The sequence below is a fragment of the Kitasatospora sp. NPDC088160 genome (assembly GCF_044741445.1).
In the GTDB taxonomy this organism is placed as follows: Bacteria; Actinomycetota; Actinomycetes; order Streptomycetales; family Streptomycetaceae; genus Kitasatospora.
The window spans coordinates 253,284-276,004 of record NZ_JBIUSS010000001.1; the positions used below are offsets into that span (position 1 = coordinate 253,284).

Sequence of the window (22,721 nt, forward strand, 5' to 3'; positions counted from 1 at the left end):
GGTGAAACATCGGGGGTGCGGCGGGTGTTCCCGCGTCCGCGGGTGCTTGCGGTCCCGCCGCGTGGCGCCCCGCGCGGGCGACGCGTCAGACGGCCGGGGAGATCACCGCGGCCGTGCCGTAGGCGCAGACCTCGGTGCCGACGTCCGCCGCCTCCGTCACGTCGAAGCGCATCATCAGCACCGCGTTCCCGCCGCGCGCCTTGGTCTGCTCGATCAGCCGCTGCATCGCCTCGTTGCGGCTCTCGACCAGGGTCTTCGTCAGGCCCCGCAGCTCGCCGCCGATCAGCGACTTCAGTCCGGCGCCGATCTGGCTGCCGAGGTGGCGGCTGCGCACGGTCAGCCCGAAGACCTCGCCGATCACATGATCGACCCGGAAGCCGGGGATGTCGTTGGTGGTCACGACCAGGACGTCGGCGTTCGGGCCCTGCCCGCCGCCGTACTCGTTGATGTCAGCCATGGGTCCATCCTGCCGTGTCGTACGTCCGAGTGATCGAGGCGGGGCCGGGCGATGGCCGAGAAGGGGTCCAGAAGCTGGTTCAGACCGGTGATCGGGCGGCCGAAAGGCCGTACCGTAGCCCCATGGGCGAGCGAAGCGATCATCCACAGGGGCCGGGCGCGGCGGAGGACTCCGGCGCGCAGGAGATCGAGGCGACGGTGGTGCTGGGCCTGCGGATCACCGACTGGCCGGCGCTGCGCGCCGCCGCGATCAGGGCCGTCGAGGAGCTGGTGTTCGAGGGCGTCGACCCGGTCGGCCAGCGCCGCGAGCTGCTGCGCGAGGTCTCCGAGGACGCCAACGCGGCGCTCGGCGCACTGCTGCACCCGGACCGGCTGGTGGCCGCGATCCCCGGGGTCGAGGCGATCGGCGGCACGCTGGAGATCAGCGTCACCGAGGACTTCGCGCCGGACTTCGCCGAGCTGTTCCCGCTGGAGGGCGACGAGGACGAGGACGGCGGCGCCGGCGCGGACTGGACCCTCACCCCGCGCACCGCCTGCCTCCTGCACGCCCAGCTGATCGGCCTGGCCGACGCCGCCTACGACGACTTCGACGAGCACGGTGACGACCCGGTCGTCGACGGCGAGGACGCCGACTGGGCGGTCTACGCCCGCCTGCCCCAGCGCACCTGGCGGCTGCACCGGAACTGGCGCCGCGCCATGGCCCGGGCCTTCGACGACCTGGCCGACGACCTCGCGCTCGGTGAATGGCCGCTGCCGCGATGTCTGGCCGAGGACATCGGGCTGCGGATGGCCCTGGTGGACGCCCGGGCCCTGCTCGGCGCGCAGCCCGAGTCGGTGGCCGACATGATGGGCGACCTGCCGGCCGACCTGTACGACTACGACTGGGACGGCTGTCACGACGAACTGTTCGGCGTCTACGGACCGGACGACGGCGACCCGGAGCTGGGCGCCGAGCAGCGCACCGAGGTGCTGCTGGCGGCCACGCACCCGGAGGGCTGGTTCCTGACGTACGAGGACGCGGAGGCGCGGGACCCGCAGCGCGGCTACCGGCGCTGACCGGCCGTCGGGCCGGGTTGGCCCTGGTCGGGATGGTGCGAAGTGCTCTTCGGGCGCTGCGACGGGTGGGCGACTAGGCTGCGGGCATGTCCGATACGTCTGATGTGCGTGCGGTACCCGGGGGACCGGACGGGGCGGACGGTCCGGCCCGGGCAGACGGTCCGGCGGGCCGGGACGACCAGGTGCTCGCCCGGATCGCGCTCGGACTGGACGGCGTGCAGGCCGCCCAGCGCGGGCGGACGGCCGAGGCGCGGGCCAGCTTCGAGGCGCTCTGGGCGGCGCTCGGCGAGCGGGGCGACGTCTTCCACCGCTGCGTCCTCGCCCATTACCTGGCCGACCTACAGGACCATCCGCAGGACGAGCTGGAGTGGGACCGGCGGGCGCTGGCCGCCGCCGACTCGCTGACCGCCGAGCGTGCCCAGACCTACGAGTCCGCCCTCCAGGTGCGCGCGTTCTACCCCTCGCTGCACCTCAACCTGGCCTCGGACCACCTCAAGCTCGGCGAGCCCGACCTCGCGCGCGAGCAGCTGGAACGCGCCGTGCGCAGCCTGGACGCGCTCCCCGAGGACGCCTACAGCGCCGGCATCCGGTCGGCCGTCGACGAACTGCGGCAGCGGCTGCGCTGAGCGGCGGTGTGCGGGGGCGGGGGTGTGCAGGGGCAGGGGCGTGCGGGGGCAGGGGCGTGTAGGGACGGGGGTGGAGATGGCGGCGGCTCGGGTGGTTCGGGGCGGGTCGTACGGGCTCCCGGCACCGCGTGATCACCGGGGTGGCGGGGCTGGCATGCTGGACGGGTGACTTCTCCGTTCGACACCCCTGCTCCCGATGCCGCTTCCGATTCCGCTCCGGCGCCCGTTTCCGCTGCCGACGACGCCCCGGCCCCGGCGGACCGTGACGCGCGGCCGCAGTACGTGCTGCCGCTGCTCGTCCGGCTGGAGAAGGCCACGCCGCCCGGGCGGACCGACGCGCTGGAGACCTCGGCCCGGGCGGTGCTCACCCTGCTGTCCGACTCGCGGGTGACCGACACGGACGGCGAGTGGGCGGAGCGGGTCGAGGCCTGGGAGGACGCCCGGATCCGCAAGGTGGTCCGGCGGGCCCGGGGCGGGGAGTGGCGCCGGGCGGGCGAACTGCCGGGGATCACGGTGAGCGGACGGGAGGCCGAGGTGCGGGTGTTTCCGCCGGTGCCGTTGGATGGCTGGCCGAAGGACCTCGCCAAGCTCCAGGTCTCCGGGACGGACTTGGAGGAGACCACCGAGGTCGGCGCTCCTGAGCCCGGGTTGCCGGTGCTGTGGCTCAACCCGGAGCTGGAGATGAGCGCGGGTAAGACGATGGCGCAGACCGGCCACGCCGCCCAGCTGGCCTGGTGGCGGCTGGACGAGGCGCAGCGCAAGGAGTGGGCCGAGGCCGGATTCGCGCTCGCGGTGCGGACGGCCCCGGCGGAGGCGTGGGAGGGGCTGGTCACCAGCGGTCTGCCGCTGGTCCGGGATGCGGGCTTCACCGAGATCGCGCCGGGTAGCTGCACGGTGATCGCGGACCACCCGGCATTGCGGGGGACTGCTGAGGTCTGACAGCGAGCTCGGCCCTGCCTCGGCTCACCCGCCACTGGGCCGTGAACGGGCATGGTGGCGTCCCGACGGTTTGACGACGGAGAGCACGACGTTGGCGACGTACACCGACAGCGCGACGATCGGGATGATCACCAGGTTGTAGCGGGTGAATCCGAGGTGCATGTCCGCGATGGTGCCGGTGGGGTGCTGGTCCACCAGGTGGGCCGCTTCGTGCAGCCGGGCGGTGAGTTCGAAGATCGAGGCGGCGGTGGCGGCCAGGGTGAGCCAGAACTTGACGGCAACCCAGCGGTACCTGAACAGGCGCCAGGGGGTGCCGAGCGCGAGGAGCAGTCCGGTCAGCAGGGAGAGCAGGCTCAGCGGGAAGACCAGCGCGTCGCCGAGGACCGGCATCATCCGGTAGGCGCTGCGCAGGGTCTCCGCGCTGTCCGTCAGCAGCCCTGTCGCGCCGAGTGTGAGCAGGCAGAGCATCAGGCCCAGCCAGCTGACCGAGCTGACGATGTGCACGACCACCGCGCTCTTGCGGGCAGTCGGTGAGAGGCGGAAGTTCTTGGGCTGCCGGGTGCCCGGACGGGGCGTTGCCGCGGAGGACGCGGCGGGGGTGGTCATACGGGGTCCTTCGGGAGACGACGGGGGAGGGGGCCTGCGTCAGGCTCTCGTGGCGAGCGCCGTGGTCGCCGGCCTGTGGCTGCGGCCGGCCACCGGCGTCAGAGCATGATGCGCCCGCCGGCCACGTCGATCGTCAGGCCGGTCAGCCAGGACGACGACTCGGACGCGAGGAAGAGCGCGGCGTGAGCGACATCGGCGGGCACTCCTGCGCGGCCCAGCGGGAACTGCCTGACGATCAGCGGGAGCTTTTCGGCGGGTATGCGCTCCTGCTGGCTCTCCGTCATGATCAAGGACGGAGCGAGGCAGTTGACCCGCACGCCGTACCGGCCCACCTCCTGTGCGACCTGGCGGGTGAACATCAGCACGCCTGCCTTGGCCGCCGCGTAGGAGGCGGCGGCACCGCCGGGAAGCCGCCCGGCGGTGGACGCCATGGTGATGATCGAACCGCCGCCGCGCTCGATCATGCCGGGCAGGAAGGTCTGCACGGCCAGGAAGGTGGTGGTCAGGTTCAGGTCGACCACCGAGCGCCAGTGCTCCAGGCTCATCTGCTCGATCGGCACCGGGTCGCCGCCTCCGCCGACGAACGCGCAGAGCACTTCGATCGGACCGACGGACTGCTCGGCCTGTGCACGCAGCCGCACGAGGTCGGCGGGATCGGTGCAGTCGGCCGTCATCGCGACCGCCGTTCCGCCTGCCGCGCGGATCTCGCCGACCGTCCGGTCGACGGCACTCCGGTCGCGGCCGACGACGGCTGCCTTGACACCGTTGGCGGCCAGGGCCTTTGCCGTCTCGGCTCCGATGCCCCGGGAACCTCCGGTGACGAGGGCGGCCTTGCCCGCGAGATCGGGATAGGTGGGCAGTGGCGTGGTCATCAGTGTGGCTCCGTGGATTCTCGGTTGACGGTGAATCGGCCGGCGGGCGGCGTGGTCTCGTCAGACATGGGAGGGGACCGTGGCGTCATCGGCTTCGGCCGGGCGTCGCGCCGGGTTGAGGGCGCCGGCCTGGCGGCCGGCGCGTCGCCCCGGACTGATCCGCCGATGCGGGCACCTGCCGCCCGTGCCGACCCCAGGAATCCTCGTCGCCGCGCCTGCACGCCGTCGTCGTCCGAGCGGCGACCGTCGGGATACTCCTGCTGACGTAGCGTCGCGTCCCGGTGGTACGACGCTGGGAGGAGGTCGAAGTGCCAGTCTCAGACCAGCTGCTGACACGACACAAGGGACAATGCTCTCTTGGTGGCCGAGCCCTTGGTATGACCCGCGGCCGAAGCACCAGGCCTGTGTGAGGGCGGCCGGTGCTCCGGCACCCCCGAGGGCGTACGGCGGAAGCCTTCCTCCGGAGGACGCCCCGGCGCGGCCGGCGCGGTGAACTGAACCGCGCCGGACGTGGGCCTTCCAGCCGGCGCCGTCCCTTGCCTGGAGGCTGTCGACCTTGTCGTCCTTCACCTCGCCCCGCCGGTCGTCCGCGGGAGCGCTCAGCGGCATCCTGTACGTGCTCCTCTTCGTGGCCAGCCTCGTCATCAGCGGCATCACCGCGCCCTCCGGGCCGTTCGCCACCCCGTACTCCAGTGACGACGTGGTGCGGAAGTACCTGCTCGCCGATCCGGCGGCGCTGCACCGCTCGCTTCAGGTGGGAGCCCTGTTCCAACTGCTCTCGGCACTGGCGCTGCTGGCGTTCGTCCCCTGGCTCACAGAGTTCGTGGGCCGCTACGGCACCCCGGTGCGGGCGGGTGTGGTCCGGGCGGCGGGCAGTGCGTCCGGGGTCCTGCTGGTGCTGTCCGCGAGCGCGGGTTGGGTCCTGTCGCTGCTGGGCACCGCCGCGGACCTGCCGGTGTCCCGCGCCCTCATGGACCTCGCCTTCATCACCGGCGCCGCGCCCGCGATCGGTACGCTCGGCGTGGTCCTGTGGCAGGTGTCGCGCACCGCGCTGGTGAGCCGGGCGCTGCCCGCCTGGGTGGCCTGGTCCGGACTGGCCCTGTCCGCCGCGAGCATGTTGTCTCTGCTCTCGCTGGTCGCCGAGCCGGCCACGCTGCTGATCCCGGTCGGACGTTACGTCGGCTTCCTCTGGTTCGTCGCGGTGAGCCTGACGCTGTGGCGTCGGGACGGCGGCACCCCCTCCACGGGCCAGTCGCGTACTACGGCGGGAGTAGCTGCGCCCGCACCCGCGAGCTGATGCCCAGGTGTGGCGCGCCGCACTAGCCTTCCGGGATGAACGAGTTGCGCCCGTCGTGGAAGCCGCCGTGGAACCGGTCCGGCCGGGCGGGCCTGCCCGTGCTCTCGTCGCTGGCCGTCGCCTGCTTCCAGGTGGCGGGCACGGTCGGCGCAGGACACCGGCAGCCCGACCGCGTCCAGCTCGACGCCCTCGGCTACGCGCTGCTCCTGCTCGGCCCCGCCGCGCTGCTGCTGCGCCGCCGCCACCCGGCGGCGGTCATGGTCGGCACCACAGCGGTCACCATCGGCTACCTGCTCGCCGGGTACCCGTACGGCCCGGTCTTCGTCAGTCTTGGTGTGGCGTTCTTCGTCGCGGTCCAGTGCGGGCGACGGCGGGCGGCCTGGGCCTGCGGCGGCGCCTTCTACGTCGGTCAGCTGCTGATGAGCTACGCGGTTCCGCACGACTGGCTGCGGGCCAAGAGCTGGCAGGCCAACGCCTGGCAGGAGTTGGGCGTCACGGCGGTGCTGCTGCTCATCGCGACCGGTGCGGAACTGGCCCGGACCCGCCGCGAGCAGTCCGCCGCCGCCAGAGCCGCCGCGGAGGAGGCGCAGCGGCGCCGCGTCGACGAGGAGCGGCTGCGGATGGCCCGCGAGCTGCACGACATCCTGGCGCACAGCATCTCGTTGATCCACGTCCAGGCCGGGGTGGCGCTGGAACTCATCGACACCCGCCCGGAACAGGCCAGAAGCGCCCTGGCGACGATCAAGGCCGCCAGCAAGGAGGCCCTGGGCGAGGTCCGGCAGGTCCTCGGCACGCTGCGCGGACCGGGGGCCACCGCGCCGCGCACTCCCGCCCCCGGCCTGGACCGGCTGGACGAACTGGTCGACCAGGCCGGCCGGGCAGGCCTGACCGTCAGCGTCCGTTCCGAGGGCATCCCCGGGGAGGTTTCGGCCGCCGTCCAGCGGGCCGCCTTCCGGATCGTCCAGGAAGCCCTGACCAATGTGATCCGCCACTCCGCCGCCCGGACGGCCACCGTGCTGCTCTCCCGGACGGCCGACGGCCTCACCGTGCGGATCGACGACCCGGGCCCGGTGGGCGGCGGCGACGCGGGTGGCTCGGGAGCCGGATTGGTCGGGATGAGGGAGCGGGTCGCCGCCTTCGGGGGCACCCTGGAGGCGGGCCCGTACGACGCGGGATTCCGAGTCCGGGCCCGCTTGACGAGGGGTGACTGATGATCAGGGTGCTGCTGGTGGATGACCAGATGCTGGTCCGGGCCGGTTTCCGGGCGTTGCTCGACGCCCAGCTCGACGTCGAGGTGGTCGGCGAGGCCGACGACGGCGAGCAGGCCCTGCGTCTCGCCGTCGAGCTGCGTCCTGACGTGGTGCTGATGGACATCCGGATGCCCCGCCTCGACGGCCTGGAGGCCACCCGGCGGATCGGGGCCGACCCGGAGCTCGGCGGGGTGCGGGTGGTCGTACTGACCACCTTCGAGCTCGACGAGTACGTCTTCGAGGCGCTGCGGTCCGGCGCGGCAGGGTTCCTCGTCAAGGACGCCGAGCCGGCCGAATTGCTCCGGGCGGTCCGGGTCGCCGCCGCAGGTGACGCGCTGCTCTCGCCGGGCGTCACCCGGCGCCTGATCGGAGAGTTCGCCGCCCGCTCGAAGGAACCGCAGGCGGTCGGCCTTGAGATGCTCACCGAACGCGAACGCGAGGTGCTTGCCCTGGTCGGGCTCGGGCTCTCCAACGAGGACATCGCCCGCCGCCTGGTGGTCAGCCCGCTGACCGCCAAGACGCATGTCAGCCGCGCCATGGTCAAGCTCGGCGCCCGCGACCGCGCCCAACTGGTCGTCCTCGCCTACGAGTCTGGCCTGGTCCGCCCTGGCTGGCTCGGGTGACGAGTGACAGATGACAGCGAACAGATAACAGCAAACAGATAACAGATTTCGAAATCTGTTATCTGTTCGCTGTTTGTTGTCATCGGCCACCGGCCCACCGGCCCACCGGCCCACCGGCCCACCGGCCCGCCGGCCCGCCGCCCGCCGTCGGGCGCTACTCGCCGGAAGCCTGGTGCCGCCGGATCGCCCGCAGCCCGCCGTAGGCGGCTGCGGCCGTCCAGAGGGCCATGATCAGCAGTCCGGTCCAGTGGCCGTAGTGGATGCCGGCCTCGGTCCGGGTGTGCATCGCGTACAGGCCGGCCCGGTCGGGCAGGAACTGGCCGACCTCGCGGACGCCGGGGATGGCCGCCAGCCAGGTGGTGCCGAGGAACACCATCGGGCCGAGTAGGCCGAGCGCGGCGCTGAAGTTGCCCAGCATCGTGGTCAGTCCGAGGCAGAGCAGTACCAGCAGCGGGTGGTAGAGCACGCCGGCCACGAAGCTGCGGGCCAGGCCGGGGGTTGACCAGTCCAGTCCGACGGTGGCGTCGACGGCCAGGAACGAGCCCGCCGTCGACGCCAGCCCGAGCAGCAGGCCCAGCCCGGCTCCGAGCGTGAGCTTGGCGCCGTACAGCCGAGCGCGCCGGGGGACGGCGATGAACGAGGTGCTGATCATGCGGGTGTTGAACTCCTGGCCGATCAGCAGGATCCCGAGGCAGGCCACGGCCACGTGCCCGAAGAGCAGCCCGTAGTAGATCCCGTTGGCCGGGTCAGTGCCGGGGGCCACGGTCTTGGGGTCGGAGGCGGCGCTGACGGCCGTAGTGACCCCGACGGTCAGGACCAGGGCGACCAGCGGGGCCGCCCACTGGGAGGGCAGGGTGGTGAACTTGATCCGTTCGGCGCGCAGGGCGTGGGCCGCGCTCATGGTCATCTTCCCTTCGTTCGTGGTCACTTGGCGCGCCGCAGGGCGAGCAGGCCGCCGTAGGCCGCGGCGCCGGCCCACAGGGCCATGATCAGCAGTCCGGTCCAGTGCCCGTACGAGACCTGCGGGTCGTCGGCGTAGTGCATCGCGTACTGGCCGGCCCGGTCGGGCAGGAACTGGGCCACCTGCCGCACCCCGGCCACGCCGCCGAGCAGCGGCGAGAGCAGGAAGAAGACCGGGACCAGCAGTCCCATGGCGGCGGTGAGGTTGCCGAGCAGCGCGGTCGCGCCGAGGCAGAACACCACCAGCAGCACCGGGTAGAGCACGCCGGCGGTGGCGCTGCGGACGAAGGCGGGGCCGTCCCAGTCGCCGGGGACGGTGGCCGCGTACCCGGCGAAGGCGCCCGCCGTGCCCGCCGCGCCGACGCCGAGGCCGACCAGCGCGCCGAGCGTGAGCTTGGCGCCGTACAGCCGTCCGCGCCGGGGGACGGCGGTCAGCGAGACGTCGATCATGCGGGTGTTGAACTCCTGGCCGATCAGCAGGACCGCGAAGCAGACCAGCGCGGCCTGGCCGAAGTTGAGCCCGTAGAAGACGCCCACGCCGGGGTCGTCGGTGAGGTTGTGCTCCGAGCCGCCGAGGGCCGCACCGATCGCCGTGGTGGTGCCCACGGTGAGCGCGAAGGCGAGCAGCGGGGTGATCCAGAGCGAGTGGAGGGTGGTGAGCTTGATCCGCTCGGCGTCGAAGGCGCAGAGGTGGTGCCGGAGAGTTGAGTCGGGGCTCATGCGGTGGCCTCGGCGCGGTACTCGACGCTGTCGGCGGTCATCCGCATGAACGCTTCCTCCAGCGAGTCCTGTTGGACCGCGATCTCGTACAGGACCACGCCGTGTGCGGCGGCGAGCGCGGCGATCTGCTCGGGTTCGGCGCCGGTCACCTCCCAGGCGCCGTCGTCGACCTCGGTCGCGGTGAGGTTGCCGGCGGTGTCCGACTGCCGGAGCAGGTCGCCGCCGAACAGGGCGGCGAGCTTGGCCGAGTTGACGGCCCGGACGCGGATCCTGGTCCGGCCGTGCTGGTCGATGAACTCGGCGGTGGCGGCGTCCGCGAGCAGCCGACCACGGCCGATGACCACCAAGTGGTCGGCGGTGAGCGCCATTTCGGTCATCAGGTGGGACGACACCAGCACCGACCTGCCCTCGGCGGCCAGTTCGCGCAACAGGGTGCGGATCCAGCGGATGCCCTCCGGGTCGAGACCGTTGACCGGTTCGTCCAGCAGCAGCACCGGCGGGTCGCCGAGCAGCGCGGCGGCCACCCCGAGGCGCTGGCGCATACCGAGGGAGAAGCCGCGGATCCGCCGTCCGGCGGCGTCCGTCAGGCCGACCTGGGCGAGCACCTCGTCCACCCGGCGCGGCGCCAGGCCGTTGCTCGCCGCGAGCCAGCGCAGGTGGCCGGCGGCGGTGCGGCCGCCGTGCAGGGCGTGGGCGTCCAGCAGGGCGCCCACCTGTCGTAGCGGCTGGACGAGTTCGGTGTACCGGCGGCCGCCGACCAGGGCGCTACCGGCGGTGGGGCGGTCCAGGCCGAGGATCAGGCGCATGGTGGTGCTCTTACCGGCGCCGTTCGGGCCGAGGAAGCCCGTCACCAGGCCGGGCCGGACCTCGAAGGACAGGTCGTCGACGACGCGCCGACCGTCGTACTCCTTGGTGAGGCCCTGGATCTCGATCACGGCCGCGCTCCCCTCTCGGTGCTCCGGTGCCGGGTCGTCCGGCTGGTGGTCACATTCGACCGGAGCGGGCCGTACCGGCGGATCCCGCCGGGGTCGGGAGCCGTCTCCCTCCCGGGAGGGAGACGGCGGCAGGCCGGCGGGGGAGCCCGGGCCGACCGCTGAGCTGGCAGGATGGTGGAATGCCCAGGATCCTCGCGCCGCTGCTGGCCGGCGCCACGTACGCGCGCCTGCTGCATCTGCTGGTCGGGTGGATCTTCGTGGGCGTCGTCCTGATGATCTACCCGGGGACGTACCACAAGAGCCTGGGCGAGATCGTGGTCGCCGGCGCCGCGGTGGACACCGCCCTGCTCGCCCTGGTCGCCCTCGTCCCCGCGACGCGGCGCGCCGAGGGGGTGCAGGCGCGACTGCTGCTGCTGCCCGACCGCGAGGAGGACATCGCCGCCGAGTCCTCCCGCACCTGGGCGGACCGGCGGCGCACCGCCGGCTGGCTGATCGGGCGGGTCGTGCTCGGCTCGGTGGTCGGGTTCGCGACGGCCTTCGGCCTCACCAGCGGCTACGACCTGCTGACCGGACCGGACTCGTTCTGGTACCTCCCGCTCGCCCCGGTGCTGGTGATCGGCTACGGCTGGCTGGTGGTGTCCGCCGGGCGCCTCCAACTCGCCATGGCTGTAAGGCTTCTGGGGCCATCCCCGGCGGAGCGGCTGGCGGAGGCGGAGCTGCGCGCCGAACGGCTGCTGGAACGCAACAGGTTGGCCCGCGAGCTGCACGACTCCATCGGCCACGCACTGACGGTGACGGTCCTTCAGGCGGGTGCCGCGCGGGAAGTCGGGGACCAGGTGTTCACCGCCAAGGCGCTCGAAGTCATCGAGGAGACCGGCCGCCGGGCCATGGAGGACCTCGAACGCACCCTCGTCCTGCTCCGCGAGACGCCGGAGGGCGCGGCCGGCAACGGAACGGCCACCGAACAGCCCGGTGTCGACCAGTTGCCCGCACTGTTCGACACCGCCCGGTCGGCCGGGAGCCCGGTCGAGGCGCGGATCGAGGTGTCGGCGGGCGCGCTGCCCGGGGTGCTCTCCCGCGAGTCCTACCGGATCGTCCAGGAGGGTGTCACCAACGCGCTCAAGTACGCGCCCGGCGAGCCGGTCAGCGTCCGGATCGCCCTTCAGGGAGGGCAGTTGGAGCTGCGCTGCGCCAATCGCCCGGCGGTCGGCGGCGTTCCGGCGCGCCTCCCGGGCGGCGCGGCGGGCAAGGGCGGCAAGGGGCTGCGCGGCATCCGGGAGCGCGCCACGCTGCTCGGCGGGGAGGCCACCGCCGGGGTTTCGGGCGACGGGGGCGGGGAGTGGGTGCTCGCCGTCCGGTTGCCCCTACGCTTGGGCTCGTGACGAACGATCTTGTGGGCGACGGACCGTCGAGGGGCTCCGCTGGGATGATCGACATCCTGCTCGCCGACGACGAGGAGCTGGTCCGGGCCGGGATGCGGGCCGTCCTGGAGGCGCAGGGGGACCTACGGGTGGTCGGTGAGGCCGCCGACGGCGCCGACGCGGTGGCGCTGGCCCGCTCGCTGCGCCCACACGTCGTCCTGATGGACGTCCGGATGCCGGTGCTGGACGGCCTGGCGGCCACCCGCGAGCTCCTGCGCCCCGGCGCGCCGGGGGAGCAGCCGCCGAAGATCCTGGTCGTCACCACCTTCGAGAACGACGACTACGTCTACCAGGCGCTGCGCGCGGGCGCCGATGGCTTCCTGCTGAAGCGCTCCCGAGCGGCCGAGATCGCGCACGCGGTACGGCTGGTGGCGGCGGGCGAGTCACTGCTGTTCCCGGCCACGATCCGCCGCCTCGCGGCCGGCCACGGCAATCCCGCCGCCCGCGCGACCATGGAGCGGGCGGCACTGACCGAGCGCGAGGCGGAGGTGCTGCGGCTGGTCGCGCGCGGCCTCAGCAACGGGGAGATCGCCGAGCTGCTGTTCCTCGGCGTGCAGACGGTGAAGACCCACGTCAGCAGTGTGCTGGCGAAGCTCGGGGCGCGGGACCGCACCCAGGCGGTGATCGCCGCGTACGAGTCGGGCTTCGTCGAGCCGTCGGAGTAGCGCAGAGCGCAGCGGGCAGGAGCTCGGCGGGGACGCGGGCGGCCCGGCGCGGCCCGGCCCGGCCCGGCGCGGTGTCGGGGTCAGGCCGGGTACGCGTGGGTCTGGGTGGCTTTGACGGAGGCCCAGACCTCGGATCCGGGCGCCAGCCCCAGCTCGGCGACGGCGGCCGGGGTGAGGTCGGCGGCCATCGGGAGTTCGCCCGCGAGGTCGGCGCGCACCTGGTCGCCGTGCAGGTCCAGGCCGGTGACCTCGGCCTTCCACACGTTGCGCGCGCTGGACTGGGGCCGTTCGCGGTGCAGGGTCACGGCGGACGGCGGGAAGGCGACGAAGGCCGGGCCGGACAGCTCCTCGGTGGTGGCCAGGACTGTGCCGGCCGTGAGCGTGACCTGGTGGCCGTCGGCCACGCCCTGGTACAGGTTCAGTCTGACCAGGCGCGCGATGTAGTCGGTGCGCGGCCGCCGGGCGACCTCCGCCGGGCTGCCGGACTGCACCTCGTGCCCGCTCTCGATCACCACCAGCCGATCGGCGAGTACCATCGCGTCCAGCGGGTCGTGCGTCACCAGCACCGCCACGGCCTCGAACTCGGCCAGATGGCGCCGCAGTTGGGCGCGTACGTCGAGCCGGGTGCGGGCGTCCAGAGCGGCCAGTGGCTCGTCCAGCAGCAGCAGCCGGGGGCGGACGGCCAGCGCCCGGGCCAGCGCCACCCGCTGGGCCTGGCCGCCGGAGAGGCTGCCGGGTCGTACGGAGGCGTGGTCGGCCAGGCCCATCCGCTCCAGCCAACCGGCCGCCTCGGCCCGGGCGGTACGCTTGGGGCGGCCCTGGCAGCGCGGGCCGAAGGCGACGTTGTCGAGCGCGCTGAGGTGCGGGAAGAGCAGGTAGTCCTGGAACACCACACCGACGGGACGCTCCTCGGCGGGGGTGTGCACGCGCTGCCCGGGCTCCTCCAACAGGCGTCCGTCCAGGCGCAGGTGGCCGCCGGTGAGCGGGAGCAGCCCGGCGAGGGCGCGCAGGGCGGTGGACTTGCCGGCGCCGTTCGGGCCGAGCAGCGCGATCACCTCGCCGGGTGCGGCGGTGAGGGCGAGGTCGAGGGTGAACGCGGCGCGCTCCACCCGCAGCCGGGCGTCGAGGGCGGGTGCAGGTGCAGCCGCGGCGGCCGTGGAGGCGGGGTCGGCCGAGTCGGTGGGGTCGGTGGGGTCGGTGGGGTCGGTGGGGGAAGTGCTCATCGGGGCGGCGTCCAGGGGGTCGGGGCAGCGGTGGCCGGGCTCCGGCCCGGGGCTCGCGGGGCCGTCACGGGGTCGACATCCAGCGGTCGCGCAGGCCGACCAGGACCGCGACGGAGACCACCAGCAGGACCAGCGACAGCGCGATCGCCGCCTCGGGGTCCGATTCCATGGCGAGGTAGACGGCCAGTGGCATGGTCTGGGTGCGGCCCGGGAAGTTGCCCGCGAAGGTGATCGTGGCGCCGAACTCGCCGAGCGCCCGGGCCCAGGCGAGGACCGCCCCGGCGGCGATCCCCGGGGCGATCAGCGGCAGGGTCACCCGGCGGAACGCCGTCAGCCGGGAGGCGCCCAGGGTCGCGGCCGCCTCTTCGTAGCGGGGGTCGGCGGCGCGCAGCGCACCCTCCACGCTGATCACCAGGAACGGCATCGCCACGAACGCCTCGGCGATGACCACTCCGGTCGTGGTGAACGGCAGCGTGATGCCGAAGGCCGAGTCCAGCCAGGAACCGACGATGCCGCGCCGTCCGAGGACCAGCAGCAGTGCCACGCCGCCGACCACCGGCGGCAGCACCAGCGGCAGGGTGACCAGGGCCCGGATCACCCGTCGGCCCGGCAGCTCGGTGCGGGCGAGCAGCCAGGCCAGCGGGACGCCGAGGACCAGCGAGACCGCCGTGGCCGCTGTCGCGCAGATCAGCGACAGACGCAGGGCGTCCCAGACGGCGGCGCTGGTGAGCTGCTCGGACAGGCCGCTCCAGGGCGCCCGGACGAGCAGGCCGACCAGCGGCAGGATCAGGAACGCCAGCCCGAGCAGCGCCGGGAGCAGCAGCGTGACCGGGACGCGGTGGGTGCGCCGGCGCCGGCGTGGCAGGGCTTTCGCCGTTCCTGCCACGCCGGGCCCGGTGCCGGTGGCGCGCTCGGTGGTGCGCCCGGTGTCGGTGGTGCGCTTGGTGGTGCGGTCGCTCACGGCGCCTGGAAGCCCGCCGCGGTGAGCACCTGCTTGGCCTCGGGCGACTGGATGTACGCGACGAAGGCGGCGGCGCCGTCCTTGTTCGGGGCCTTGGCCAGGGCGGCGATCGGGTAGTCGTTCACGGCCTTGTCGGCCTCGGGGAAGTCCACGCTGTCGATCTTCCCAGCGTCCGCCTTCACGTCGGTCTTGTACACGAGCGAGGCGTCGACCTCGCCGAGCTCGACCTTGGTCAGCGCGCCCTTGACGTCCTGCTCCAGGGTGACCGGGGTGAGGTTGACGTTGGCGGCCTTGAGCGCGGTCAGGGCGGCGGCGCCGCACGGCACCTCCTTTGCGCACAGCGCGACCTTCACACCGGAGGCGGTGAGGTCGTTCAGGCCCGCGACGTGCTTGGGGTTGCCCTTGGGCACGGCGATGGTGAGCGTGTTCTTGACGAAGGTCTTCGGGTCGCCGCTCGCGCCGCCCGCGTCGGTCACGGTCTTCATGGTGGCCGGACTGGCGGCGGCGAACACGTCCGCCGGGGCGCCCGAGTTGATGCTGGTGGCGAGGCTGGAGCTGCCGCCGAAGTTGAACTTGACCTTGGCGCCCGGGTTCGCGGCCTCGAACTTCTTGCCGAGGTCGGTGAACGTCTCCTTGAGCGAGGCGGCGGCGAAGACGGTGATGTCGCCGGTGGCCTTCGGGACGCTGCCGCCACCGGCCGCCGACGAGGCCGAGGAGCCCGCCGTCGAAGCGGCCGAGGAGCTGCCGGACTTGCCACCGCCGTCGCTGCCGCAGGCGGTGGCCCCGAGGCTGAGGACGAGGGCCGCCGCGGCGGCGACGGCGAGTCTGCGGGTGGTCGTACGGGTGCTCATCGGGGCTTCCCCTCCAAGGCGCGCGCCGGAAGGGGCGCGGAGTGAGGCCGCAGGTGCGGCCATTACGGTGATCATAGTGCCGCAAATGCGAGTGATAAGTCCTCTGTCGCTTCGCACAGGCGGGGTGTGGCGGCGCTCTCCGCCCGGCTGTGCGAAGGCGCAAACGCGCACGGACGGCGCCGGAGCGGGAGTGCTGCGGGGGTCGGCGTGATGGCCTGTGTGAGGGCCGGCGTGAGCGTGCTGCCGGGGAAATTACGTCGCGCAGGGGGTAGCCGGGCGGACAGAGTGGGGGCGATTCGTACGGCAGTCCGTACGGCAGTCCGTACACACCACCCGGGCCGAACGGCCCAGAAGAGGAGGAGGGGTCCGTCCATGTCCACGTTGCGCGTCACCGCGGAGAAGCTGGTCGTCCTGGAGCACCCGAACGCCGACGCACTGGAACTCGCGCAGGTCGGCCTCTACCGGGCGGTGGTCGCCAAGGGCAGGTACCGGACCGGCGACTACGCCGTCTACATCCCCGAACAGTCGGTCCTCCCGGTGAAGTTGATCGAGGAGCTGGGCCTGACGGGCAAGCTGGCCGGCAGCAAGTCCGACCGGGTGAGGGCCGTCCGGCTGCGCGGTGAGCTGTCCCAGGGCATCGTCTGCCTGCCGGCCGCGCTCGCCGGCACCGACCTGGCGGACGCCGCCGGGCGCGGCGAGGACTTCGCCGAGCTGCTCGGAGTCGTCAAGTGGCAGCCCCCGGTACCGACCTCCATGAGCGGCGACGTGCTGAGCGCGCCCGACCTGCTGCCCTGGGTGGACATCGAGAACCTCAAGCGCTACCCCGACGTCTTCGAGCCCGGCGAGCCCGTGGTGCTGACCGAGAAGCTGCACGGCAGCTGCTGCCTGATGACGTACACCGCCGCCACCGGCGAGGTCCGGGTGTCGTCCAAGGGCATCGGGGCGCAGGGGCTCTCACTGGTCGAGGACGAGCGCAACCTGTACTGGCGGGCCGTGCGCGCGTACGACCTCCCCGCCGTGGCGGCCCGACTGGCCGAGCGGCTGGGCGCCGAGCGGGTCGGCGTCTTCGGCGAGGTCTTCGGCGCCGGTGTGCAGGACCTGACGTACGGAGCCTCCGGCCGTGCCGAACTGCCCGGCTACGCCGTGTTCGACGTGTCGGCCGTGGTGGACGGGCAGCTGAGGTGGTACTCCGCCGCCGAACTGCTCGCCGCCGAACTGCTCGACGGCGAACTGCCGCTGGTGCCCGAACTGTGGCGGGGGCCGTTCGACCCGGAGACCGTGCTGGCCTTCGCCCAGGGCAAGGAGACCGTCTCCGGGCGTGAACTCCACCTGCGCGAAGGCGTGGTGGTCCGGCCGGTGACCGAGCGCTGGAGCCCGGTGGTGGGCGGACGGGCGATCGCCAAGGTGGTCGGTGACGCCTACCTGACGCGCAGGGGCGGCACCGAGTACGAGTGATCCCCGCCCCGTCGCGCCCTCTCGCGCCCTCCCCCGCGCTTTCACGCCTTCCGCAGCTGATGGATCGTCAGCTAGGTTGGTGGGTCGCCTGCGGAGAATGGAGTGCCGATGACCGCCGCCACCGCCCTCATCCCCGGGCCGGCCGGAAACCCCCTGGTCGGGTCGTTGTTCGACCTCACCCGCCGCCCGCTGCGCACCTACCTCGCCGCCCGCCGCGACCACGGGGACGTGGTCCGGTTCCGGGTCGGGCCGCCCGGGCTGCGGGTCGAGTTCTACGGGGTGTTCTCCCCGGAGGGCGTCCAGCAGGTGCTGGGCGGTGAGGCGGCCAACTTCCGCAAGGAGAACGCCTTCTACGACGAGTTGCGGACCAGCGTCGGTAACGGCCTGCTGACCAGCCAGGACGGCGACTACCAGTGCCAGCGCCGGCTGGTCCAGCCGCTGTTCACCCGCCGCCGGGTGGACGGCTACGCGGGCGCCGTCGCCCGGGAGGCGCGGGCGCTCACCGAGCGGTGGAACGCGATCCCGGTCGGGGTCGTGGACGCGGCGGAGGAGATGTCCCGGTTCGCGCTGCGAGCCGTCGCCCGGATCCTGTTCGGCGCGGACGTCGAGGAGGCGGTGGCGGTGGTGGACCGCAGCTTCCCGGTGCTCGGTGAGTACGTCTGGGACCGGGGCTTCGCGGCGATCCGCATCCCGCGCACCTGGCCGACCCCCTCGAACCGGCGCGGCGCCGAGGCCCAGCGCGCCCTGTACGCGGTCTGCGACCGGATCATCGCCGAGCGGGCCGCGCGCGGCGGCCTGGACGAGGACGCGGACGACCTGCTCACACTGCTCGGACGGGCCCGTGGCGAGGACGGGGAGCAACTCGACCCGGCCGAACTCCGGGACCAGGTACTTGTGTTCCTGCTCGCCGGGCACGAGACCACGGCCACCTCGCTGGCCTTCGCGCTGCACCTGCTCGCCAAGCACCCCGAGCAGCGGAAGCTCGCCCAGCAGGAGGCGCAGACCGTGCTGGCCGGCCGGGAGCCGACCGCGGCGGACCTGGAGTCGCTGCCGTACATCACCCGGGTGCTGAAGGAGGCGATGCGGCTCTACCCGGCGGCGGCCCTGGTCGGGCGGCGGGCGGTCGCCGAGACGGTCATCGACGGGTACGTGATTCCGGCGGGTGCCCAGGTCGTCGTCTCGCCACTGGTCACCCACCGGCACCCGGCGCACTGGCCGGACCCGGAACGCTTCGACCCCGACCGCTTCCTGCCCGAGCAGGAGAAGGACCGGCACCGCTACGCCTGGTACCCGTTCGGTGGTGGTCCGCGGGCGTGCATCGGGCAGCACTTCGCGATGCTGGAATCGGTGCTGAGCCTGGGCGTGCTGCTGCGGGACTTCGAGATGGAGGCGGTGGACGAGCGGGTGGCGCTCGCCCAGGGCATCACGCTCCGCGCGGCGAGCCCGATGCGGATCCGGGTGACGGCGCGGGGAGCCGCAGGGCTCGCCGGGTAACGGCTGACAGCCTTCAGATTTCAGATGACAGAGGATGAAATCTGTTATCTGTCATCTGTTTGTTGTTATCTGTTCGCTGCCTCTCCGGGTGTGTGGCCGGCCGGCGCCCACCGGGGGGTGCGGGTGCGCGGCGGGGGCGCCGCCCCGGCGGGACAGCGCCCCCGATCGGCTCTGCCGGTGCCTCAGCCCCGGCTCTGGAACACGATCTTGGTCCAGGTGGAGCCCGGGCAGTTGCCCCAGACGTCCCAGGCCTGGGATCGGGCGCCGATCCACAGGCCGGTGGTGCTCGTGCCGTTGGCACAGTAGGTGATGGTGCGCAACTCGCCCGAGTAGACGTTGCAGTAGCCCTCCCAGCGCCACCCGTAGTTCGCGGTGATGACGCAGTGGTAGGAGGCGGCGGCCACCTCGGGCGAGGCTCCGATGGCATTGGCGGTGATGGTCTGGTCGGCGACGGTGGGCGCGGCGGCGGCGGGCAGGGTGGTGGTCCCGAGCACGCCGAGGGTGGCCGCGGCGGCGGCCCCGAACGTGGCGATCTTCCTGGCGATGCGACCTCGCATGGCGGTTTCTCCTCGCTCAGCGGTACGGATCGGGCGGTGCGTCCCCGGCCGTCCAGATCCACGGGGTGGGTGAATTCCGGCTTCCCGTCCGGCCGATGACGTATTGCGCACGAATGACTGCGTACAGTGAGACGACGGCCTATGATGTGAGCTGTGTCACAACCTTTTCTTTGGGTTGTGACCTGCCCAACTGGGCTTTCGGAGTGCCGATTTCCGGGGAGAGCGGCATGGCGGAATGCGGCGGTAGGTGTGGTGGCGGACGCGGGGGCGGCGGTGGGAAGGACTTCGGTCCGAGGCCTGCCGATCGTCAATCGGACGATTTCAACCGGGTGTTCACGGAAATGCTGCCGAGGCTCCACCGGGCGGCCGCGTCGCTCACCGGCGGGCTCGCCGCCGGGGACGTGGTGCATGACGCGTATCTGCGGATCGCCCGCAGGCCGGAGCGGTTCCTGAGCCATCCGCAGCCCTACGCCTACGTGTTCACCACGATGGCGAACATCCTGCGCGACCAGTGGCGCCGGGAGCGGCGGAGGGTCGTGCTGCCCGATCCGTGCGAGACGGCCGAGCGGGAGCGGGACCGGCCGCCGGTCGAGTCGCCGTCGGGCGGGATGGCCGAGCTGCAGGCGCGCTGGGAGGTGCTCCGACTGCTGGGCTGCCTGACGGCGAAGCAGGCCCGCGTGGTGGTGCTGGTGGACCTCGACGGCTACACCGTCGACGAGGCCGCCGAACTGCTGGGCCTGCATCGCAGCACGCTGGCCGTCACCCGTCGCCGCGCCCACGGGAGGCTGCGCGCGGTCCTCGCGCGGGAGCGGGATCATGAGCGGGAACATGAGCGGGAGGGCGAGCGGGACCATCGGCCGGGGCCCGCCCTCGAAGCGGCGCCCGGCGCGGGGTCCGCTGCGGGGTCCGCTGCGGGGCCCGGTGCAGGCCCTGGGGCGGCGCCCGAAGCGGCACCCGACGCACCGAGCTGACGCCAAGTCAGCTGATGCGCCGCCCCGGCCCGTACGCTGAAAATCGTGATCACGTACGAGGACCACCGCCTCCGCGCCCTGGCTGACGACGGCCGCTGGCCCGAACTGCTGACCGCCTACCGGCAGGGTCGGGCGGCAGCCGTGGAGCGCGCCGGGGAGGAGCCCGCGGCGGCGCTGACCGCGCCGCTCGGCCACCTGATCGCCTACTCGGCGCCGCCGGAGCTGGCCGTCCGGCTGTTCGACCGGGACGGCGGCCCGGGGACGGTCGCCGGGGTCGCCGACCATGACGCCGGTCCGCTCTGGGAGGTGCTGGCGACCCGGCATTCCTGGCTGCGGCTGGCCCCGCTGCTCGTCCCGGCCCCGGTGCGCCGACTGGTCGCGCAGACCCGGGTGCTGCTCGGCGAGGACCTCTCGTACGGGGCCGAACCCGACCCGGAGGGCGTGCCGCTGCTGCTGGCGCCGTGGGAGACGGCCGGATGGGACGAGGGGGCGCGGGTGCGCCAGTACCTGCCCTGCGGGGGCGCGCGCAGTGCGCTGCTGACCCTGCCGGCCAGCCGGGAGGGTCTGGGTGACGTGACGCTGCCCGCATCGGGCGTACGGCTGGGCGGGCAGCGGGCGACCCGGGCGCTGGCCGCACTGGCGGACTGGGCGGAGGTGGTCTGCGTCCGGGGCCCGGCGCCGCAGGCGGCCGCCCAACTGGCCCGTAGTTCCCGGGTCACCGGCGGGTACCTGCCGTTCGCGCTGGTCTATCCGGCGCTGGTACAGGCCGCCGTCGTGGACCGCGGACGGGGCTCGGCGCACGGACGGCTGGCGCTCTGGCGGGCGCTGGTCGCGATGGCCGGCGCGAAGGGTACGGACGGGTCGGACCGGGCGGAGGTCGACGCGCTGGTGGCCCGGATGCGCTGCTTCATCTGGCACGAGCCGACCGCCGGGCTGCGCCATCTGCACGTCGCACTGGAGGACCCGGCCTGTGGCCTGGCCTGGGCGGTGAGCGGCTCCGAGGACCTGTGAGGACCTCCGAGGACCTGCGAGGACCTGTGGGGACCCGCGAGAACCGGTGAGGACCGGTGAGGGCCTGTGGCGAAGGCCCGTCGGACATGCGGAACCCCCGGTCCGGCGCCGTTTCCGGGGGAGGTGGTGGCGCCGGACCGGGGGCGTATGAGGGGGCCGCTCAGGCGGCCGCGGCCGCGCCGCTCTGGACGGGGACGGCTTCCGGAGTCGCCGGGACGGCCTCGGGGGCCTCGACCGGCCCGCCGTGCGCGTCGACCAGGGTCCGCTCGTCGAACGGCTCCTCGCCGGCCAGCACCCGCTGGGCGCGGTCCGCGTCGAGTTCGCCGGTCCAGTGCCCGATCAGGACGGTGGCGACGGCGTTGCCCGCGAAGTTGGTGAGCGCACGGGCCTCGGACATGAAGCGGTCGATGCCGACGATCAGGCCGACCCCGTCCACCAGCGCGGGCTTGTGCGACTGCAGTCCGCCGGCCAGGGTGGCCAGCCCGGCGCCGGTGACCCCGGCCGCACCCTTGCTCGCGATCACCATGAACACCAGCAGCGAGAGCTGCTCGCCGATCGACATCGGCTTGTCCATCGCCTCGGAGATGAAGATCGACGACATGGTGAGGTAGATCGCGGTGCCGTCGAGGTTGAAGCTGTAGCCGGTCGGCACGGTGATGCCGACGACCGGGCGGCTCACGCCGAGGTGCTCCATCTTGGCGATCAGGCGGGGCAGCGCGCTCTCGGAGGAGGAGGTGGAGAGGATCAGCAGGAACTCGCGGCCCAGGTAGCGCAGCAGGGCGAACACGTTGACCCCGGCGACCAGTCGCAGCAGCGCGCCCAGGACGACGACGACGAACAGCACGCAGGTCGCGTAGAAGCCGATCATGATGACCGCGAGGCTCTTCAGCGCGGCCGTGCCGGTCGCCCCGACGACGGCGGCCATCGCCCCGAAGGCGCCGATCGGCGCGACCCACATGATCATCGACATGACCCGGAAGACCAGCCGCTGCACGTGCTCGATCCCGCGCAGCACCGGGGCACCGGCCGGGCCCATCGCCTGGAGGGCGAAGCCGGCGAGCAGTGCGACCAGCAGGGTCTGCAGCACCTTGCCCTCGGTGAGGGCCGAGAACGTGGTGGTGGGGATCATCCCGAGCAGGAAGTCGGTCGTCGACTGGGCGCCGCCGGCGACGGCCTGGGCGTGGCCGGACTTCGCGAGCGCGGCGGTCAGGTGCAGGCCGCCGCCGGGCTCCAGCAGGTTGCCGATGGCCAGGCCGATGGCCAGCGCGACGGTCGACATGACGAGGAAGTAGCCGAGGGCGAGGCCGCCGACCTTGCCGACCTTGGCGGCCTTGGTCACCGAGCCGATGCCCAGCACGATGGTGCAGAAGATCACCGGGCTGATCATCATCTTGATCAGGTTGACGAATCCGGTGCCGACCGGCTTCAACTCCACGGCGAAGCCGGGGGCGGCCAGCCCGACCGCGATGCCCGCGACCACGGCGGCGATGACGGCGAGGTAGAGGTAGTGGGTCCGGTCCCTGCGTCTGGATCCCCCCGCCGGTGCGGCTCCATCGATCGACATCTGCGGCTCCTTCGCCGTGCGGTCCTGGCGGCCCCGGGTGGTGGGCCGCTCTGACTATCGGGCCTGGGCGTGACGGAGGTCACGTTTGCGTTCATAGAGTTCACGGCCGGGTGCCGCTGGGCCGTGGGGTGCGACGGGGCTGGGGGGCGTTCGTCGACAGGTCGTCGGCAGGCCGCCGACCTGTCGCGGGCCCCTGGGGGACCCCGGG

Annotated in this window: 23 protein-coding genes; 12 read left to right on the forward strand and 11 right to left on the reverse strand. The window is 73.1% G+C overall.

All coding sequences use genetic code 11. The features are described from left to right. Positions 1-85: 85 nt before the first annotated feature. Positions 86-457: a YbjQ family protein gene (locus ACIOGZ_RS01035; RefSeq protein WP_363579424.1), complete on the reverse strand. Its 372-nt coding sequence runs from the start codon at positions 455-457 to the stop codon at positions 86-88. 122 nt (positions 458-579) lie between these two features. Here ACIOGZ_RS01035 and ACIOGZ_RS01040 point away from each other — a divergent pair, with 122 nt between their 5' ends. The 3 genes from ACIOGZ_RS01040 to ACIOGZ_RS01050 all read left to right on the forward strand — a co-directional run bounded on the left by ACIOGZ_RS01040 (position 580) and on the right by ACIOGZ_RS01050 (position 3,077). Further along, positions 580-1,512, forward strand: a complete 933-nt coding sequence (locus ACIOGZ_RS01040; protein WP_363627585.1) for a hypothetical protein — start codon at positions 580-582, stop codon at positions 1,510-1,512. An 86-nt stretch (positions 1,513-1,598) separates the two neighbouring features. Continuing rightward, a complete protein-coding gene (locus ACIOGZ_RS01045; protein ID WP_363627584.1) occupies positions 1,599-2,138 on the forward strand; it encodes a hypothetical protein in 540 nt (179 codons plus the stop codon). Positions 2,139-2,303: 165 nt separating this feature from the next. Next, entirely contained in the window at positions 2,304-3,077 is a 774-nt protein-coding gene (locus ACIOGZ_RS01050) for a peptidyl-tRNA hydrolase (RefSeq protein ID WP_363579420.1), read from the forward strand. A gap of 24 nt (positions 3,078-3,101) precedes the next feature. Here the strand turns inward: ACIOGZ_RS01050 and ACIOGZ_RS01055 are convergent, their stop codons facing one another. Beyond that, positions 3,102-3,683, reverse strand: coding sequence for a DUF2269 domain-containing protein (locus tag ACIOGZ_RS01055; protein WP_363627583.1), 582 nt, complete (start codon positions 3,681-3,683; stop codon positions 3,102-3,104). 98 nt (positions 3,684-3,781) lie between these two features. Further along, positions 3,782-4,555 (reverse strand): SDR family NAD(P)-dependent oxidoreductase, encoded by a 774-nt coding sequence (locus ACIOGZ_RS01060; RefSeq protein ID WP_363579416.1) that lies wholly within the window; start codon positions 4,553-4,555, stop codon positions 3,782-3,784. A 556-nt stretch (positions 4,556-5,111) separates the two neighbouring features. On the opposite strand from ACIOGZ_RS01060, the gene ACIOGZ_RS01065 reads away from it, so the two are divergent. From ACIOGZ_RS01065 to ACIOGZ_RS01075, 3 genes are read left to right on the forward strand one after another with little or no spacing between them, the layout of a single operon-like run. After that, entirely contained in the window at positions 5,112-5,852 is a 741-nt protein-coding gene (locus tag ACIOGZ_RS01065) for a hypothetical protein (RefSeq protein ID WP_400325910.1), read from the forward strand. Positions 5,853-5,887: 35 nt separating this feature from the next. After that, entirely contained in the window at positions 5,888-7,063 is a 1,176-nt protein-coding gene (locus tag ACIOGZ_RS01070; protein ID WP_400984271.1) for a sensor histidine kinase, read from the forward strand. Next, positions 7,063-7,725, forward strand: coding sequence for a response regulator transcription factor (locus ACIOGZ_RS01075; protein ID WP_363579411.1), 663 nt, complete (start codon positions 7,063-7,065; stop codon positions 7,723-7,725). Before ACIOGZ_RS01070 ends, ACIOGZ_RS01075 begins: the two co-directional genes overlap by 1 nt. 154 nt (positions 7,726-7,879) lie before the next feature. Here ACIOGZ_RS01075 and ACIOGZ_RS01080 read toward each other — a convergent pair whose 3' ends face one another. The 3 genes from ACIOGZ_RS01080 to ACIOGZ_RS01090 are packed head-to-tail and all read right to left on the reverse strand — an operon-like array spanning position 7,880 to position 10,340. Beyond that, the gene (locus tag ACIOGZ_RS01080; protein ID WP_400984274.1) at positions 7,880-8,626 is read right to left on the reverse strand and encodes a hypothetical protein; all 747 of its coding nucleotides are present in this window, start codon (positions 8,624-8,626) and stop codon (positions 7,880-7,882) included. Positions 8,627-8,649: 23 nt separating this feature from the next. Further along, positions 8,650-9,405 carry a hypothetical protein gene (locus ACIOGZ_RS01085; RefSeq protein ID WP_363579409.1) on the reverse strand — a complete coding sequence of 252 codons (756 nt, stop codon included), beginning with the start codon at positions 9,403-9,405 and terminating at the stop codon, positions 8,650-8,652. After that, positions 9,402-10,340, reverse strand: a complete 939-nt coding sequence (locus ACIOGZ_RS01090) for an ABC transporter ATP-binding protein (protein ID WP_400984277.1) — start codon at positions 10,338-10,340, stop codon at positions 9,402-9,404. The genes ACIOGZ_RS01085 and ACIOGZ_RS01090 overlap by 4 nt, the downstream gene beginning before the upstream one ends. A gap of 179 nt (positions 10,341-10,519) precedes the next feature. Here ACIOGZ_RS01090 and ACIOGZ_RS01095 point away from each other — a divergent pair, with 179 nt between their 5' ends. Both ACIOGZ_RS01095 and ACIOGZ_RS01100 read left to right on the forward strand, forming a co-directional pair. Then, positions 10,520-11,722 carry a histidine kinase gene (locus tag ACIOGZ_RS01095; RefSeq protein ID WP_363579406.1) on the forward strand — a complete coding sequence of 401 codons (1,203 nt, stop codon included), beginning with the start codon at positions 10,520-10,522 and terminating at the stop codon, positions 11,720-11,722. A gap of 44 nt (positions 11,723-11,766) precedes the next feature. After that, positions 11,767-12,426: a response regulator gene (locus tag ACIOGZ_RS01100; protein WP_400984489.1), complete on the forward strand. Its 660-nt coding sequence runs from the start codon at positions 11,767-11,769 to the stop codon at positions 12,424-12,426. Between the two features lie 80 nt (positions 12,427-12,506). Here ACIOGZ_RS01100 and ACIOGZ_RS01105 read toward each other — a convergent pair whose 3' ends face one another. The 3 genes from ACIOGZ_RS01105 to modA form a co-directional block, all read right to left on the reverse strand. After that, positions 12,507-13,649, reverse strand: coding sequence for an ABC transporter ATP-binding protein (locus ACIOGZ_RS01105; protein ID WP_400984281.1), 1,143 nt, complete (start codon positions 13,647-13,649; stop codon positions 12,507-12,509). Between the two features lie 64 nt (positions 13,650-13,713). After that, positions 13,714-14,535 carry an ABC transporter permease gene (locus ACIOGZ_RS01110; protein ID WP_350875665.1) on the reverse strand — a complete coding sequence of 274 codons (822 nt, stop codon included), beginning with the start codon at positions 14,533-14,535 and terminating at the stop codon, positions 13,714-13,716. Positions 14,536-14,606: 71 nt separating this feature from the next. After that, positions 14,607-15,461 carry a molybdate ABC transporter substrate-binding protein gene (gene modA / locus ACIOGZ_RS01115; protein WP_363627575.1) on the reverse strand — a complete coding sequence of 285 codons (855 nt, stop codon included), beginning with the start codon at positions 15,459-15,461 and terminating at the stop codon, positions 14,607-14,609. Between the two features lie 372 nt (positions 15,462-15,833). Between modA and ACIOGZ_RS01120 the strand changes: the two genes are divergently transcribed. Both ACIOGZ_RS01120 and ACIOGZ_RS01125 read left to right on the forward strand, forming a co-directional pair. Next, positions 15,834-16,916, forward strand: a complete 1,083-nt coding sequence (locus ACIOGZ_RS01120) for an RNA ligase (ATP) (protein WP_363579401.1) — start codon at positions 15,834-15,836, stop codon at positions 16,914-16,916. Positions 16,917-17,024: 108 nt separating this feature from the next. Further along, positions 17,025-18,410: a cytochrome P450 gene (locus ACIOGZ_RS01125; RefSeq protein WP_363627573.1), complete on the forward strand. Its 1,386-nt coding sequence runs from the start codon at positions 17,025-17,027 to the stop codon at positions 18,408-18,410. Positions 18,411-18,592: 182 nt separating this feature from the next. Here ACIOGZ_RS01125 and ACIOGZ_RS01130 read toward each other — a convergent pair whose 3' ends face one another. After that, a complete protein-coding gene (locus ACIOGZ_RS01130; RefSeq protein WP_400984286.1) occupies positions 18,593-18,967 on the reverse strand; it encodes a hypothetical protein in 375 nt (124 codons plus the stop codon). A gap of 113 nt (positions 18,968-19,080) precedes the next feature. On the opposite strand from ACIOGZ_RS01130, the gene ACIOGZ_RS01135 reads away from it, so the two are divergent. Beyond that, complete coding sequence (locus ACIOGZ_RS01135) at positions 19,081-19,938, forward strand: RNA polymerase sigma factor (protein WP_400984288.1); 858 nt, start codon at positions 19,081-19,083, stop codon at positions 19,936-19,938. A 45-nt stretch (positions 19,939-19,983) separates the two neighbouring features. Further along, positions 19,984-20,949: a hypothetical protein gene (locus ACIOGZ_RS01140; protein ID WP_400984290.1), complete on the forward strand. Its 966-nt coding sequence runs from the start codon at positions 19,984-19,986 to the stop codon at positions 20,947-20,949. 160 nt (positions 20,950-21,109) lie between these two features. On the opposite strand, the gene ACIOGZ_RS01145 is transcribed toward ACIOGZ_RS01140, so the two are convergent. Next, on the reverse strand, positions 21,110-22,513 hold the full coding sequence (locus tag ACIOGZ_RS01145) for a cation:dicarboxylate symporter family transporter (protein ID WP_363579391.1): 1,404 nt from the start codon (positions 22,511-22,513) through the stop codon (positions 21,110-21,112). Positions 22,514-22,721: the final 208 nt, after the last annotated feature.

Bases quoted from the DNA above. Each gene is read 5' to 3' on its own strand.
- ACIOGZ_RS01035 (WP_363579424.1), bottom strand. From the start codon at position 457: ATGGCTGACATCAACGAGTACGGCGGCGGGCAGGGCCCGAACGCCGAC.
- ACIOGZ_RS01040 (WP_363627585.1), top strand. From the start codon at position 580: ATGGGCGAGCGAAGCGATCATCCACAGGGGCCGGGCGCGGCGGAGGAC.
- ACIOGZ_RS01045 (WP_363627584.1), top strand. From the start codon at position 1,599: ATGTCCGATACGTCTGATGTGCGTGCGGTACCCGGGGGACCGGACGGG.
- ACIOGZ_RS01055 (WP_363627583.1), bottom strand. From the start codon at position 3,683: ATGACCACCCCCGCCGCGTCCTCCGCGGCAACGCCCCGTCCGGGCACC.
- ACIOGZ_RS01060 (WP_363579416.1), bottom strand. From the start codon at position 4,555: ATGACCACGCCACTGCCCACCTATCCCGATCTCGCGGGCAAGGCCGCC.
- ACIOGZ_RS01070 (WP_400984271.1), top strand. From the start codon at position 5,888: ATGAACGAGTTGCGCCCGTCGTGGAAGCCGCCGTGGAACCGGTCCGGC.
- ACIOGZ_RS01075 (WP_363579411.1), top strand. From the start codon at position 7,063: ATGATCAGGGTGCTGCTGGTGGATGACCAGATGCTGGTCCGGGCCGGT.
- ACIOGZ_RS01080 (WP_400984274.1), bottom strand. From the start codon at position 8,626: ATGAGCGCGGCCCACGCCCTGCGCGCCGAACGGATCAAGTTCACCACC.
- ACIOGZ_RS01085 (WP_363579409.1), bottom strand. From the start codon at position 9,405: ATGAGCCCCGACTCAACTCTCCGGCACCACCTCTGCGCCTTCGACGCC.
- ACIOGZ_RS01095 (WP_363579406.1), top strand. From the start codon at position 10,520: ATGCCCAGGATCCTCGCGCCGCTGCTGGCCGGCGCCACGTACGCGCGC.
- ACIOGZ_RS01100 (WP_400984489.1), top strand. From the start codon at position 11,767: ATGATCGACATCCTGCTCGCCGACGACGAGGAGCTGGTCCGGGCCGGG.
- ACIOGZ_RS01105 (WP_400984281.1), bottom strand. From the start codon at position 13,649: ATGAGCACTTCCCCCACCGACCCCACCGACCCCACCGACCCCACCGAC.
- modA (WP_363627575.1), bottom strand. From the start codon at position 15,461: ATGAGCACCCGTACGACCACCCGCAGACTCGCCGTCGCCGCCGCGGCG.
- ACIOGZ_RS01120 (WP_363579401.1), top strand. From the start codon at position 15,834: ATGTCCACGTTGCGCGTCACCGCGGAGAAGCTGGTCGTCCTGGAGCAC.
- ACIOGZ_RS01125 (WP_363627573.1), top strand. From the start codon at position 17,025: ATGACCGCCGCCACCGCCCTCATCCCCGGGCCGGCCGGAAACCCCCTG.
- ACIOGZ_RS01130 (WP_400984286.1), bottom strand. From the start codon at position 18,967: ATGCGAGGTCGCATCGCCAGGAAGATCGCCACGTTCGGGGCCGCCGCC.
- ACIOGZ_RS01135 (WP_400984288.1), top strand. From the start codon at position 19,081: ATGACTGCGTACAGTGAGACGACGGCCTATGATGTGAGCTGTGTCACA.
- ACIOGZ_RS01145 (WP_363579391.1), bottom strand. From the start codon at position 22,513: ATGTCGATCGATGGAGCCGCACCGGCGGGGGGATCCAGACGCAGGGAC.